The organism is Bartonella sp. HY328 (assembly GCF_025449335.1).
GTDB lineage: Bacteria > Pseudomonadota > Alphaproteobacteria > Rhizobiales > Rhizobiaceae > HY038.
The window spans coordinates 1,932,660-1,948,250 of sequence record NZ_CP104883.1; the positions used below are offsets into that span (position 1 = coordinate 1,932,660).

Annotated in this window: 10 protein-coding genes and 1 tRNA gene; 4 read left to right on the forward strand and 7 right to left on the reverse strand. The window is 39.1% G+C overall.

Features of this window, described 5'->3' with window-relative positions:
• Window positions 1–257 precede the first annotated feature (257 nt).
• Entirely contained in the window at window positions 258–3,080 is a 2,823-nt protein-coding gene (locus N5852_RS08170; RefSeq protein WP_410004254.1) for an EAL domain-containing protein, read from the reverse strand.
• A gap of 707 nt (window positions 3,081–3,787) precedes the next feature.
• Between N5852_RS08170 and N5852_RS08175 the strand changes: the two genes are divergently transcribed.
• Window positions 3,788–3,872: transfer RNA gene (locus N5852_RS08175), tRNA-Leu, on the forward strand.
• Between the two features lie 743 nt (window positions 3,873–4,615).
• Here the strand turns inward: N5852_RS08175 and N5852_RS08180 are convergent.
• From N5852_RS08180 to N5852_RS08195, 4 genes are all read right to left on the reverse strand, one after another.
• Window positions 4,616–5,041, reverse strand: a complete 426-nt coding sequence (locus N5852_RS08180) for a cytochrome c oxidase assembly factor Coa1 family protein (RefSeq protein WP_262097344.1) — start codon at window positions 5,039–5,041, stop codon at window positions 4,616–4,618.
• Between the two features lie 171 nt (window positions 5,042–5,212).
• Window positions 5,213–6,037, reverse strand: a complete 825-nt coding sequence (locus N5852_RS08185) for a methyltransferase (RefSeq protein WP_262097345.1) — start codon at window positions 6,035–6,037, stop codon at window positions 5,213–5,215.
• Window positions 6,030–7,010 carry a bile acid:sodium symporter family protein gene (locus N5852_RS08190; protein ID WP_262097346.1) on the reverse strand — a complete coding sequence of 327 codons (981 nt, stop codon included), beginning with the start codon at window positions 7,008–7,010 and terminating at the stop codon, window positions 6,030–6,032. The genes N5852_RS08185 and N5852_RS08190 overlap by 8 nt, the downstream gene beginning before the upstream one ends.
• A 148-nt stretch (window positions 7,011–7,158) precedes the next feature.
• On the reverse strand, window positions 7,159–7,701 hold the full coding sequence (locus tag N5852_RS08195; RefSeq protein ID WP_262097347.1) for a gamma carbonic anhydrase family protein: 543 nt from the start codon (window positions 7,699–7,701) through the stop codon (window positions 7,159–7,161).
• Window positions 7,702–8,729: 1,028 nt separating this feature from the next.
• Between N5852_RS08195 and N5852_RS08200 the strand changes: the two genes are divergently transcribed.
• The 3 genes from N5852_RS08200 to N5852_RS08210 are packed head-to-tail and all read left to right on the forward strand — an operon-like array spanning window position 8,730 to window position 13,665.
• Entirely contained in the window at window positions 8,730–10,187 is a 1,458-nt protein-coding gene (locus N5852_RS08200) for a TolC family protein (RefSeq protein WP_262097348.1), read from the forward strand.
• Between the two features lie 16 nt (window positions 10,188–10,203).
• A complete protein-coding gene (locus N5852_RS08205; protein ID WP_262097349.1) occupies window positions 10,204–12,465 on the forward strand; it encodes a type I secretion system permease/ATPase in 2,262 nt (753 codons plus the stop codon).
• Between the two features lie 12 nt (window positions 12,466–12,477).
• Complete coding sequence (locus N5852_RS08210) at window positions 12,478–13,665, forward strand: beta-barrel domain-containing protein (protein ID WP_182419221.1); 1,188 nt, start codon at window positions 12,478–12,480, stop codon at window positions 13,663–13,665.
• 532 nt (window positions 13,666–14,197) lie between these two features.
• Here N5852_RS08210 and N5852_RS08215 read toward each other — a convergent pair.
• Both N5852_RS08215 and N5852_RS08220 read right to left on the reverse strand, forming a co-directional pair.
• Complete coding sequence (locus tag N5852_RS08215; RefSeq protein ID WP_262097350.1) at window positions 14,198–14,632, reverse strand: MFS transporter; 435 nt, start codon at window positions 14,630–14,632, stop codon at window positions 14,198–14,200.
• The gene (locus N5852_RS08220; RefSeq protein WP_262097351.1) at window positions 14,590–15,411 is read right to left on the reverse strand and encodes an MFS transporter; all 822 of its coding nucleotides are present in this window, start codon (window positions 15,409–15,411) and stop codon (window positions 14,590–14,592) included. Before N5852_RS08220 ends, N5852_RS08215 begins: the two co-directional genes overlap by 43 nt.
• Window positions 15,412–15,591 lie beyond the last annotated feature (180 nt).

Consider the following 15,591-nt stretch of genomic DNA (forward strand, 5'->3'; position numbering starts at 1 on the left):
AACTGCAAAAGGACTATGCCAACTTGGCATGAATATGAGATTATAGACAATAAACATATTCACATCATTATTTAACTGGCTACAGTTCATGAATCGATTGCCATTAATAAAGCCCAAATATGTTTTTGGCACAAGCGAAAGTTTATTTATAAACTAATAGCTTTGTCTTTTTCAAACTGAGCCTAGAAAATGGCAAAGAGCAATCTGCTGTAATGATTTCCCAAAGGCTATCCACGTAACAATATTGCATTTCACCATCATTTTTTATGATTGGCTATTAACTCAAGCACCGACTCGATCGCAATCGGCATGCTAAATGTGTTTGATTGCAAATATTCACATTTCGCATTTTTTAGCATGATAGCAAGCCCTTCGCTTTCAACACCTTCGGCAATCACTTGAAAACCTAAATCATGCGCCATTCCAATTAGCGAACGCAATAAGATATTTTGTTTTGGACGCTCATTATTAAGCAGCGAACGATCAAGTTTAATAATATCAAATGGGAAACGTACAAAATAAGAAAGTGAAGAATAACCGGTACCAAAATTATCGAGCACCAAGCCAACACCAAGACCTTTTAACCTTTCAAATAAGGATACCGAAAGTTCAGGATTTTGCATAAGCACCGCTTCTGGCATTTCGATCAATAATTGTCCTTCACGCAATGGATTTCGAACGATCATCGATTGAATGCCAGTTACCAAATCATTACGAAGCAAGTCAGCACTTGGTAAATTAACTGAAACGAAGTAACGATTACCTGGGAATTTTTGATTTAGTAAAGCTATACCTTGCGCAGCCCGATGCAACACAAAATTAGCAAGTTCCATAGTGATTCCAGCATTTTCGGCAGCAGAAATAAAGTCTTGAGTAAATAATGTACCACGGCTTGGGTGATCCCATTGCAACATCGCTTCAAATCCTACCAATGTACCGTCAGCGATTTTTAATACAGGATGATAAACCACATTAATTTGATCGTGACTTAAAGCTTCACGCAATTCATCGTCGATTGAGCGCTTTTCAATATTTTGGCTACGGAAAACCGGCCTAAATGGTTCAATTTTATTGCCGCCATTATATTTTGCCGCAAACATTGCTAAGATACCATCATTGAGACGATCTTCCGCAGTAGCAGTACCGCCGAGCCATGGCAAGAGACCAATAGAGGCTGTCAATTGCACTTCGCGTTTTGCAAAGCTAATTGGCATATTCAAGGCTTTTTTAAGATTGATAGTAAAATTTGCTACCTTGGAAAGATCATTTTGTGACGCGAGTAAAAATGCAAATCTATCGGAAGAAATACGACTTAACGTATCCAATGGTTTGAGATGACGAGCAAGTCGCCGCGCCATGGCGAGCAAGAATGTATCACCTACCGACAGGCCGTAGCGTTGATTAATCGAGCGGAAGTTGTCAAAGTCGATAATCAAAAGTGTGGGTTTTAGATTTTCATCATTTTGCGCCAAATCACAATAAGCCTGTAAACGGTCTAAAAACAATTGTCGATTGGGAAGACCTGTTAGGCTGTCATAAATTGAATTATGCAGCAAACGCTCTTCGGCCTTTTTATGCTCAGTGACATCCATTAGCATGCCGACACAACGTATAATTTCGCCGTCCGGACCAATAACAGGACGTGCACGCAACGAAAACCAACGATATTGACTATCGCCAGCCCTCAGCCGGAACGTCTGATCAAGGCGGCCTGCACGCGTATCCAAAATTGCATCAAGAGTCATTCGGAAACGATCTCGATCATCAGAGTGCATGGCCGGCAACCAATTGCGCATTGGCCCAATAAGACTCTTTGCTGCAGATCCAATATAAATAGATAAATCTGGTGTAGTAACGACCCGATCTCTTACTACGTCCCAATCCCAGACGATCTGATCAGTTCCCATAACGGCAAGTGCCTGCCTCTCAAGATCAGAAAAAATACCTTGATTACCAGCACCGCTTGAAAATGCATGCTGCATAACTGTGAAGCTTAATAATAGCACGATAAGCACAAGACCACCAGCTAATGCAGGTTGAACAATATCATTATCTAACTTACCAGTAACTGCGGCATAGGCAGCAACCAGCCAAAGAATAAACAAAATCCAACTCGGCACCAGCATAATAGCTCGGTCATAGCCGCGAATGGTCAAATAACAAATAAGTAAAACGCCGATTAATGCTGTTGCACCAAGTGAAACACGCGCAAAACCAGCGGCTTGTACCGGATCAATAAGGACCATACCGCCGAGACCACAAAGCGCGCCAAGCCACAACACGATACCGAAACTAAAATGATAATGCCAACGATGTAAATGCAGATAGGTGAAGAGGAAAACCAATATTGTACCAGCCAAGGCCACTTCGGTACCCGCTCGCCATAGTGGTTCAGAATTAGGAACAACATTGAAAAGTTTGTTTAAAAAACTGAAATCAACACAAATATAACCAAGCACCGCCCAAGCAAAAGCGGCGGTTGCTGGAAAAAGTGAGGTACCTTTAACAACAAATAAAATAGTAAGAAGCAAAGCCAAAAGGCCAGAAATCCCAAGAAGGATACCACGATAAAGAGTATAAGAATTCACAGTATCCTTATAAGCATCTGGTTCCCATAAATATAATTGCGGCAAATCACGCGATCCAAGCTCTGCAACAAGCGTTACAACTGCGCCAGGATTAATTGTAAAGCGAAAAACATCTGAGTCGGGGCTGGCTTGCCGCTCAAGTGTAAAACCCTCACTTGGAGTTATAGATTGAATACGAATAGAACCAAGATCAGGATCAAGTAAGCCAGAACCAGCAAGGCGATAATGGGGTGCAACAATTAAACGATCAAGCTGACGATCGCTAGGATTAGCAAGCGTTAAAACCGCCCAATTACCTTGAGAGTTTTCGCCATTTGCCTGCACTTCAATGCCGTGAATGATTCCCTCTGGATCGGGAGGCGTGGTAATACGGAAACTGGAACCCTGATCAAGCGAAATTTCAACAAATCCCGATAAATCAACAGCAGCACTATCCGGCGATATCTTGACGGGATCCGCTGAAAAGGCAAATTTTGACATGCCAATGAGCATGAAAGATAAAAGGGCAAAACGAAAAAAATAGCGTATTAAAGCCAATTCGGGCCTCCGGCAGTTTTAGCATTATCAAGCTGGGCGCATAAAAATGCGCATTTAGATAAAGGCTCACAGCTTCGGCTCGGCATCAGACCAATTATCCCTTTACGTTAAGCGAATGTTGGGCAAATCACCTCGCCCGATTTAGATAAAACCAATAAAGATCCTTTACATGGCTTTCAAGCTATTTAATGGCATATATTTCACAAAAGTTTAAATACCGAATACTATGTGGATCTAAATAGCACAATGCAGTGCCTCAAACGACAAAAACCAAGTTTTATATCTCTAATAAGCCGATAATGTTCACGAAATTCTGAGCCCTGATGCATATTAAAAGTAGCATAAACAGATATTTTTCATCGAAATTTTTTCTACATAAACACTAGCTCGATAAGTACGCCCTTAATCGCTTTGTTTTAATTTAGAAATGTAACACTATAGCAGATAAGTTTTCAGCACTTAAACTTACAAGACAAACCGATAATAGGCTTTCCCTCAACTTAAAATCTTATTATCCATATTAAAATTTAATGGTTTTATGATAAATTAAACTTCATTATTGGCAATAAATGCGTAAAAAAACTTTTTTAAAAAAAAGACTTGTAAGAGTGCATACCATTTGCTAAACGCCGCTAGCTGATTTATTTTAGCTTCTACCACGTGCGGTCGTGGCGGAATTGGTAGACGCGCAGCGTTGAGGTCGCTGTGGGGCAACCCGTGGAAGTTCGAGTCTTCTCGACCGCACCATTTCAATAGCTAAAATTCCATTCTTTAATTTGAACTCATCCTCATTTATGAACTAGCCAAGGCAATTTTTGCTGATACATATATCCCAAATAAGTACTCTGTGGCTCACGGCTTATTAATCCACCGCAAATTCAGTACCGCTAAGTTGGATTATGACCAACTGCCCCAATTGATCAGCGCGGATTCCTCTCCAACATCCACACGATTGAAACTCACTTTTTCATTGAATCCTCTTTCAGGAGGAAGTAAAATTTATAGGCAGCCAACAGTTGAACTTGATGACGACAGCATCATTTAGGCAAGCAATCTAAAGTGCACTTAATGTAAGGCCTAATAATAATATTAATGGACTTAACAAAAACTGCCTTATTTATCTCTACTCTTTATGTATCATCGCACTTGTGCGATTATTTTTAAAATTTATAAATTTTACATTAAATAAAATGATCTAATAAACTGATAAAAAATACAATAAAGAAAACGGTAAATATCTAATATATTGATTTATTCATTATTATATCTGCGATTACATTCACCTTGAGCGCATTAGGAGCATAAAAAACATTTACTATAGCATTTTTATGTCGGTGTTTTTTATGAATAGCGTAGAGCTTTCGAGCTTATGTTAGAAATCTCTCATCTTTTTTTTGCGATAGTTCCTAACCGTAGATAAAATTCATATGTAGAGATACTGAAAGATTAAAAACTATCGCTTTTATATATTTTTTGAATATAATTTTACTTTATTCAACCGCTTGCGGTCTTAAATCCACAACAGCTGTTGTTTCATTGCTACGGAACAAAATTCTACTATATTTCCAATCATCGCCAAGTTTTTGACCAACGATTAACACAACACCACTTCCTTTGGGCCCAGTAAGTGGAATGGACATATCAATCATTCCTTGTTCATTGGGTGCAGGCGTATTACCACCAACAAAAAAACCTTCTTCAATCGGTTCACCCATTAAAGCAACAATTTCAGCATTTTTTTTTGCTATTTCCAGTCCTAGTAGATAAGGCTCAGACTTTTTCACTGCACCAACAACAAAATAAATAATGGTGCAAATCACAAGAATAAAAGCACCTATGCAGCCAAGTATAATCAAAAGGGGGAAAAACCACCCCTTATTACGCGCCCACCAACTAATTGGCTCAACATGCGACATTACAAGATTTCCTATTATAAATTAAAGTAGTGTTGCAACGGGAATAAACGAATATAACAAATAATGTAAGTACTCTTCACCGTTAAAATAGATTTTTATCATTGCTTTCAATTAAATTTGGCAATGCATTGAATATTAAACCAATATTCAATGCACTTTTAAAAAATAACTCTATTTATGGGGGGAATTTTTTTGCGCTATAAAAAGCTGACCCGCAACAGGTTTTTGCTGTTCAAGGCGCACAACGATATTTTGACAATCAAGTATGATTAAGCCATTATCATTTAAAACCTTTACTAAGTAATCTTCACTGTGAGCAAAGCGCTGAAAAGGCCCGACGATAAAGGGGCGATCAGCAAAAGATTCCTTATCAGTAGTTTCACTTGAAAAACCAAAAATCCCGCCATTTTCAAGATGACCTGCGACGTTTTTAAAAAAATCATCCAATTGGCCCATATAAGGCAATACATCTGTTGCTACAATGAGATCCCACTGTTGATCACCTGCTTGCTCTAAGAAACCAACTGCATCACCAACAAATAGCTTATCATAATCCCCTTTTTCATAGGCAATGGCGACCATATTTTCAGATATATCAATGCCCGTTTTCTCCTTGGCCATATCATCAAGCGCATCTGCCGATAGGCCTGTACCACAACCAAGATCAAGCATATGCTCAAACATAAAATCGCCGTCCAGCACTTCAATCAAGCGTTCTCGCAATTGTAATGGCACATCATATTGCAATTGGTCGACGAGAATCATATCAAATACGTCGGCATGTTGATCAAATAATGTAGCAACATAGGCTTTGGGTGCATTTTGAGGCACATCCCCCTTCCCCATCGCCGCCAAGCGCACCGACGCACCGGCATGATCATCAGAATCGAGCTCTAAAGCTTCGCGATATGCAATTGCAGCCCCATCAAAATCACCCGATTTTTCCAAGCTTAAACCGCGATTGTAAGCTTCTTCAAGGGCATCTTCATCAATCATCTCTTTTTTCTTTCCGCTGCGACAAATGTCGGGCAATTATAGTACACGCCATAAGCTGAATTTGATGAAATAGCATCAAAGGCAACACAACAGCACCAATATTAATATGGCTATAGCTTGAAAATATGGCATTTGCCATAGGAGCACCGCTTGCCAAGCTTTTTTTGGAGCCACAAAACATAATTGTAATACAATCCGGCTCATTAAACTTCAAAAGTTTGGCACTCCACCATGTAATCGTCAATACAAGGAATAATAAGACAACATCAAATCCCACCATGGCCATAAGATCATGCCATGATGTATTTGCCCATAATTTTTGTGTCACAGCTTCTGAAAAGGCAAGATAAACAACCATAACAATAGAACCACGATCAACAATTGAGGTTAAGGTTTTGTGACTATTTAAAAAAGAGCCAAGAAAACGTCGGCATAGCTGGCCCGCTAAAAAAGGTAATAAAAGCTGTACGATAATACTTAAAAAAGCATCAAGAGAAATACCCGCCCCTGAATGAGCCTGAAATAAAAGCCCCACAAGAAAGGGCGTAACAAACATGCCTAATATATTTGATGCGGAAGCTGAAACAATCGCCGCAGGCACATTTCCACCTGCAATTGAGGTAAAAGCAATAGATGATTGCACTGTTGAAGGCAACACACACAAATAAAGAATGCCAGCATAAAAAATAGATTGCTTTAATGAGGGAATAAGCCAACCAGCACCAAGACCAAGAATAGGGAACAGCACAAATGTTGACAAAAATACCATTAAATGCAAACGCCAATGGGTAACACCAGCTAAAACCGCCTCACCCGACAAGCGCGCGCCATGCAAAAAGAATAAAAGCGCTACAGCACATTTTGTAGCAAGCGAAAACCAATCTGCCCCCTTACCACTTACTGGCAAGAAACTAGCAAGGATAATTGTTGCAATTAAAATGGTTAAAAATTTATCAGGTAAAAAGCGTGCCACAAATCACCTCATTGTGGAAAAGAGAAACTAACTAATGTGAGCCGATAATTAAACTGCTATTATTCCCCCTGCTTCCTCTATCCTTGTTAAGGGCAATTTCATAGGAATTAAAATAGAAATTGAGTGGAATAATTACAGGTTGAAAAAATTACAGGCCAGTTTTTTGCATTTCTTCTAAGCCATTGATATAGCGAATTGAATTTTTTTGGTACAATTTAGCTGATGCAGTGTTTTTTGCAATTTCGCCCTCAGTAAGACTGCGTTTTACTTTAGCTGGACAACCAATAATCAATGAATTAGCTGGAAAAACTTGCCCCTCTGTCACCAATGCTCCTGCACCAACGATTGAATTTTCTCCAATGACCGCCTTATTCATAATCACAGCCCCCATGCCAATGAGACAATTATCACCAATAATGCAACCATGAATAATAGCACGATGACCTATTGTGCAATTGCGCCCAATAGTGACAGGAATGTCTTTATCGGTGTGGATAGTCGCACCATCTTGTACATTGGAGCCTTCACCCACAATAATAGGTTCATTATCACCCCGTAAAATGGCACCAAACCATATACTAGCAGAATCATTAATAATTACCTGGCCGATAATATCCGCGCTTTTTGCTACAAAACTAGTTTTCTTTTCGACGATATGCGGCATGTGCCCATCAAGAACATAAATAGTCATTTCAATTCTCCAGTAGATGACAGCAAAAATTGAACTATCAATAAAATAAAGCTCAAATTTAAAGCAAAGTTTTTAAATATACAAAGACAGAAATCACATTCGGCAACACAATATCGTTAAGTCCCAGCTTGAAAATAATTCCGCTTAAAAAAACAAAAGCGCATATATTTACCCAGACAGTGTCTACAAGAAATCAAAATAATAAAGGATAGCTTAAAATACCAATATTAAAATTATCGGCCACGCTTTTAACCGTATTACATACAAACGAAAAAAATAGCTGGTGCTTCTACAATGCCTAAAAAATTGGTTTGATGTAGGCAGAGAATATCGCCAAAGCAAATTATTAGATACCAGCAATTTATTTATATATCATCATATTTTTGCCGTAACGATACGTTTAACGCAACATGATATAAACGCGAAATAGCGGACATAAAAAAGTCAAAAAACGCCGATTTCAACGCTACATTTTCATAAAAACATCCAATCCTCCATCCATGCAATATTTACTGTTAGTAAGCCCATGTAATATTTCAAAAAAACTAAAGGTATTTAAATATTTTAGAAACAAAGATGGTCATCTTAAAAAGCAAATCGCCCATAATATGAACAAATAACGTGATATATTGAGCAAACCATTGAAATCTATTTAATTCAACTTAAATCAGCATAAGCTAATCAAACTGTTCTTTAAAAAAATGTAATACATTTCAACACCAATTAAATAGCCGAAAAATAAAAATAGCAAAACTATTTTTGTTTCTCTTGTTCTATTCGTAATTATAATATAAGTAGGTGTTCAAAATGGCGGGTTGGGTAACATAAGTTAATTGCAAGTGATAACTTCATGGATAGATTTTTTTAATATCTCATTCTATGATCGCTAGCTATTGTCGAATTACGTCAACACCCCTATCTAAGATATGATATTTTAGCAGAAGCAAGTAAGCCTATTGCCATCTTTATTTTTCGGCAACTGGCTGCTATTAATGATATTTAAATAACGATTTTTTTTAAGAGGAATAATGATGGCATCGCAGGGTAAAATATGGGGAAAAGAATCTGCAATGAAATCTTTATCAAACTCATCAGGCAAAGTGATTATTGTTGCGCTATCAATGGCATGCGTTTTGACTTTATCAGGTTGCCAAGGATTAAAGTTAAAGCGAAATCAGAATGTGCAAGCTTTATCAAATCCGCCCCAATCTACTCTCGCATTAGCAAGGGCGAATGATGTTAGTAATGCAAGTAACAATCCGCTCCATACAATCAATACTGATAACCTCAATATTACTGATGCGGTGGGTATTGCAATTGCGCGCCATCCAGATATTGGCCGCGCATCTGCTGTGGTTGTTCAAAGTAATGCGCAAATTTCCATTGAAAAGTCGGCTTGGTATCCAACATTCCAATATGGTGTTGATCCAGGTTATAACCGTTATTACGCCTCAAGCAATAGTGACCGAACTGGCTCAAGCGTGCGTGGTTCAGTAGGTGTAACGCAATTAGTCTATGATTTTGGTCGCACTTCAAGCCGAATTGGTGTTGCTAAAGCAACTTATGAAAAAGATAGCTACCTTTTATCTAAAGCCGTAGAAGATGTTGCAACCAATATGTCAGTTGTATTTATTGAATTGTCAGCGTCTCAAGAGTTGATTGCTGCGGCAGAGCGCGAATATGGTGCCATGCGGCGTACACAAGAAAAGATTGCAGAGCGCGTTCAAAGCGGTCTTTCTGATGCGGTCGATCTTAACCAGGCAGATGTTGCTATTCAACGCGCGCGCTCAGATCTTTTATCGGCTCAAAATAGATTTGATATAGCTGCTGGACGTTTCGCTGAAATAACTGGTATCCGCCCGACAAAAGTAGCGAATATGGAAACAACCTCAAAATTCCTTGATTCTCTTGGCCGTGGACGCAATACGATTGAAAATACGCCTAATGTTTTAGCAGCTGATGCGGAAGTTAAAGCTTCGCTCGAACGTGTTAGGCTTGCAAAAGCACAACTTTACCCATCGGTAAGTGTGGCAGCCAGCCAACAAAAATCCACAGGACAGCGCAATATTACCAATGATAATTCATTTGTTGGCTTGCAATTAAGCGGTTCATTAAATTCAGGCTTTAGGGAAAAACACCAAATTGCTTCAGCACAGGCTGAGGTAAATGCAGCCAAGCAGGCAAGTGAAAATGAGCGCCTCGTTGCACGGACAACTGTCAGCTCTGCCAAAACAGAAGCTGATGGTGCTACCGCCAGAATGGGTAATTCAAAACAACTGATGTCACTATCTTTGACATCGCGCGATCTTTATTGGCAACAATATACATTAAATAAACGTCCTCTAACGGATGTTGTGAATGCCGAACGCGAAACTTTTATTGCTGAAAGTGAATATGTTACAGCAATGGCCGACTACATGACCGCACGTATTAAAGCTTACACTGCGGTTGGTGAACTGGTGGAGCGTTTAAGAGGCGGACGATAATTGGCGGGGTGTCATAATGACCGATAAAATTGAAAATATTAGCAGTATACAACCTGCCTTTGATGCAACCAAATGGACTGATGTTTTACTTCTAGCTGCGCGTCAGCTTAGTATAAAATCTTCACCTGAATTGGTGCGTAATGCAGCAGCTTGGACAAAAGGCGGGGATCCGAAACAATCTACAATAGATATTGCTTTGGCCTGTGGCCTTAACGCAACCTATTTAAGCATAGACGAAAGCAATCTTTCTAATACTATGTTGCCATGCGTCATTGAAATTGGCAAAGAACTAGGTTTACTGACTGCCTTTGATGAAAAGCAGGCTTTGATCCATTTTGTAGTAAACGGAAAGTCTTTTGAACGCCGTGTTGCGCTTGACCAACTATTTAAGGCTGGAAAACGTCAAATCTTATTGCTTGACCGTCATGAAGCTGTGCGCGACGACCGACTTGACAAATATCTTGAAGAAAAGCCACAATCATGGTTAAGGGGTATTTTTACCAGCAATTGGCCTCTTATGGTGCAATTGGGACTTGGCTCTCTTTTTGGCAACCTTCTTGCTATCGGTACTTCACTTTTTGCGATGCAAGTTTGGGATCGCGTTGTTCCATCGCAATCACTCTCAACGCTATGGGTTCTTTTTACCGGCGTTGCAATTGCAATGATTATGGAATTCTTGATGCGTATGTCACGCGTATCAGTTACGGATTATTTTGGAAAGCTTGCTGACTTAAAATTGTCTGGTATGTTTTTCTCACGCACATTAAATATTCGCAATGATTCACGACCACGTTCACCTGGCACATTGGTTTCGCAGCTACGTGATCTTGACCAAATTCGTGAATTGCTTACCTCTAGTACACTTGGTGTATTAATTGATTTACCTTTTGTTACAGTGTTCTTGGCCATTATATGGGCGCTTGGTGGTCCATTAGTTTGGATTCCAATCCTTGCTATTCCGTTGATTATTCTACCTGGTATCATTGCGCAAATTCCGCTCGCTAAACTAGCAAATGCTGGCCTTGACGAAGCGGCGCTGCGCAACGCAGTTTTAATGGAATCTATCTACCGCGCAGAAGACATTAAATTACTACAAGCAGAACCACGCTTTCGTAATGTCTGGGATAACGTCAACAAGACGAGCGGTGACATCAGCTTGAAACAGCGCAAATGGGCTGCGCTATTGATGCATTTTTCACAAATGATACAACAGCTTGCTTATGTCGGCGTAATTGTTGCGGGTGTATATGGTATTTTGAACAATGTCATGTCATTTGGTGCTGTGCTTGCCTGCTCTATCCTAACCAGTCGTACAATTGCTCCATTAGCACAAATTCCAGGTATTTTGGGTCGTTTGCAAAATGCCCGCGTTGGTAAAAAAGCGCTTGATGGTTTGCTCACTTTACCAGTCGATCATGACAGCAAAAATGATTATTACCATAAGCCCGTGATTTTAGGTAACTTCGACTTTACAAATGTTGCCTATGCCTATGGTCCTATGGAAAAACCAGCCTTAGTTATACCTCGCTTGACTGTCACAGCTGGTGAGCGGATTGCTGTATTGGGGCGTGTTGGTGCTGGTAAATCTACACTATTGCGTATGATTGCTGGACTTTCTGCCCCTGTTCAAGGTCAAATTACGCTTGATGGCACACCAATGAAAATTATTGATATTGCAGATATCCGCCGCGACGTTGGTGCAATGCTGCAAGAATCAAGCCTTTTTTACGGCACATTGCGTGATAATCTTCTTATTGGTAGCCCATTAGCAAGCGATGAAGATATTTTAAAAGCAATGCGACTAGCATGTGCAGATAAATTATTACTAAATCAGCCTCATGGTTTGGATTTAAAACTACGCGAAAGTGGTATTGGACTTTCAGGTGGACAAAAACAAGCGCTTATGCTGAGCCGTCTTTATTTACGTTCACCTAACGTCGTAATCCTAGACGAACCCACTGCATCTCTTGATGAGGGGACGGAAGTTGAAGTTTTACGCAATCTCCAACAATGGCTAACCAATCGCACGCTAATCGTTGCTACCCATAGATATCCAGTTTTATCACTCGTTGACCGGATATTAATTGTAGATAATGGTCGCATCATTAGGGATGGACCTAAGGATGAAATATTAAAAGCAATGAGCGCTGGCCAGCAAGCTGTGCAGCCAACACCGACTACCGAAGCCACAAAAACGCCCAACCCATATGCTAAATCGGGTTCTGGTGTGCTGTCAATCAAGCCAGCCAAGGCATCAGAAAACCCATTTAGAAAATAAGGCGGGGAAATTATGTTTAGTGATGGAATGTTCAAAATATACGGCGTAACGAATAAGGCCCGTATAATGCTTTGGATAATGATGACTGCCCTTGCTGCTTTTTTAGTGTGGGCTTGTCTTTTTGAGCTTCAAGAGGTGGCCGTAGGCGAAGGTCGAGTTATTCCTTCAATGAAAGGACAAATCGTCCAGAACCTTGAAGGCGGAATTATTGAAAATCTTACTGTAAAAGAAGGCGATACAGTTAAAAAAGGTGATGTATTAGCCACTCTTGACATGAAATTGTCGCAAGCTAAATTTGATGAAACCTCATCAAAAATTATCACGCTGCAAGCTCGGGCTGCGCGTATTGAAGCGGAAATAAACGATGCAGATAAGATTGATTTTCCAGCAGATGTATTGAAATTTAAAGAGGTAACGCAGCGTGAAACAAACCTATTCACGGTTAATAGGCGTGCATTTAAAGAAAACATTTCAAATATCCAAAACCAGTTAAATCTTGCTGAGGAGCAAATTAAAATAGCCCAGCCCCTCATGCAAAGTGGCGCGGCAAGCAAGACTGAACTTCTACGTCTTCAGCAAATTGTTGCTGAGCTCACTACCAGTCTTGGCGCTAGTCAAAATCAATATCTTGTGGCATTACGTGATGATTACACCAAAACCATGAGCGAATTAGAGCCGCTAATCAAAAGCCTAGGAGGCTTAAAAGATCAACTTAGCCGCAGAGTTATTACATCCCCAACAGAAGGCATTGTTAAAAATGTCAATGTCTCTACTATTGGTGGTGTTATAGCACCTGGCGGAATCTTGATGGAAATTGTACCGCAGGACGATCAATTGGTAATCGAAGCCAAGATAACCCCTCGTGACATTGCTTTTATCCATGATGGACAAAGTGCTAATGTAAAAATCTCTGCTTATGACTCTGGCGTATATGGATCTATGAAAGGTAAAGTTATTTATATTTCACCAGATACTATTGAAGATGAAGCAGATAAGCGTGTTCGCTATTATCGTGTCCATGTGCAGACAGATCAAAGCTACATTGATGTAAAAGATAAAAACCATCCTGAAAAGGATCATAAATATTCAATTTTTCCCGGCATGGTAGCCACAACAGAAATTAGTACGGGACAAAAGACCATAATTGCTTATTTGTTAAAGCCTCTCAACAGAGCTGGCGAAGCTTTACGTGAACGCTAAATTTATCAATAGTAATTCATTAAACCACACAATGCCGCATGTTTATTGCGGCATTTTTTATTTACTCGCCTCCTCTTAGGAGGAGCATAAATATATTTGCCCAAGATAAAAATTTGCTTACAGTATTGAACTGTTTAATTGAAACTCGCTCACCTTTTATGCAACTCTGATTATTTTTTTTACCGAGTTAATGCTGTTTTTAGCGTTTCTTCACCTAACAAAAACATACGAAGTAACCCTATTCAGCCTATTAGAATAAAAATTAAAAACATATAACCGATTGTTAATATTTGAAAAATAAAGACACCCTGTAAAAGCTGTAAATTAAATTACGCTTTTATAAAGTCGATTTAACTGTAATCATAAACTTAAAATGCTTTCAGCGTAGCCTCATTTATTATCCTATCAATGAGGGCAAAAAGCATGATTGAAATTTGCAAATAAATCTGGAGTTTTTGTCCACAAATAAACTGCAAATATAACCAAGCCCAGAGCGATAAGTGCAGCATTTAACTTTAAAAGGTTAAGAGATTTATTCATGAATAATAGCCTTTTCATTAACAAAGAAATGGACAGATACACCAACTAGACTTAGAAAAATTGCAAAAATCCATATATTTGTATAATTTCCAGTGAGGTCATGGTTAACACCACCTAACCAACCTCCGAAAAATGACCCTACTTGATGGGCCAAAAAGACAAGACCAACAAGTGTGGTTAAATAGCGCACTCCAAATATGTTGGCAACAATACCATTGGTTAGAGGTACGGTCGATAGCCAAAGAATACCCATCAACGCGCCAAATAAATATACAGAATAAGTGGTTAAGGGCATAGTTAAAAAAATAATTATAGCCACTCCGCGCAATCCGTATAGTGCCATTAACAAATGCGGCTTTGAATATTTATCACCTAGCCATCCCGCTAAATAAGTTCCAACAATATTAAATAGCCCGACAAGAGCCAAAAATATTGTGCCCTTCGTATTATCGAACCATTATCAATCAAATATCCTGGCATATGGATACCGATGAAAACAACTTGAAAGCCACAAACAAAAAAACCTAAAGATAAAAATAGGAATGGCTTATATTTAATAGCAATGCCAATTACTTCTTTTAATGAGGCTTGTTGTTTATTTTTCGCTAAAGAAGCAGCACCTTTTGGCGATTGCGGAACTTTTAATAAAAAAGCTAATGGTATAATCAATGCACTTAATAAAGCACTGACAAGCAAAGATATAGACCAACCATAGTTTTTGATTAAAAGTAATGTTGAAGGTAACATTATAAATTGCCCCAATGAGCCTGCCGCACTGGCCATCCCCATCGCTAAGCCGCGTTTTTGCACTGGTGCCGCACGGCCAACAGCAGAAAGCAATACTGAAAAAGACGTTGCCGATAGTGCCAATTCTAAAATAACACCAAGGCTTAGGTTCAACATAATACCCGATGAACTAGTCGCCATTAACAATAAGCCTAAACTATAAAGAATACCGCCAATAAGGACGGTTTTTTTAGCGCCATATTTGTCAGAAAAAGCACCAGTAAAAGGTTGCACTATCCCCCAAAGTAAGTTTTGCATCGCAATTGCTAAGCTGAAAACACTATGCCCCCACGCCAATTCATTGCTCATAGGCACAAGATATAGCCCAAACCCATGACGAATCCCCAAAGAAAGTGCTAAAATTATTGCACTACCGATAATTATGTAAATAAAATTTGGGGAAAATTTTTCTGACGGCATATTGAACCTTATTCTTCTTAAATGCATTAACAGGGGAATAGGCGTTTACTTAATCTGTTGTTTTCATTTGTGTGCAAAATGAAAAATAGATTATAGGTGAAATCTATTTTAATGCAATTTTTATTTTAAAATGTATTTAATGGGTTAAATGACTTATTATTCTTAAACTGATTAATAAAA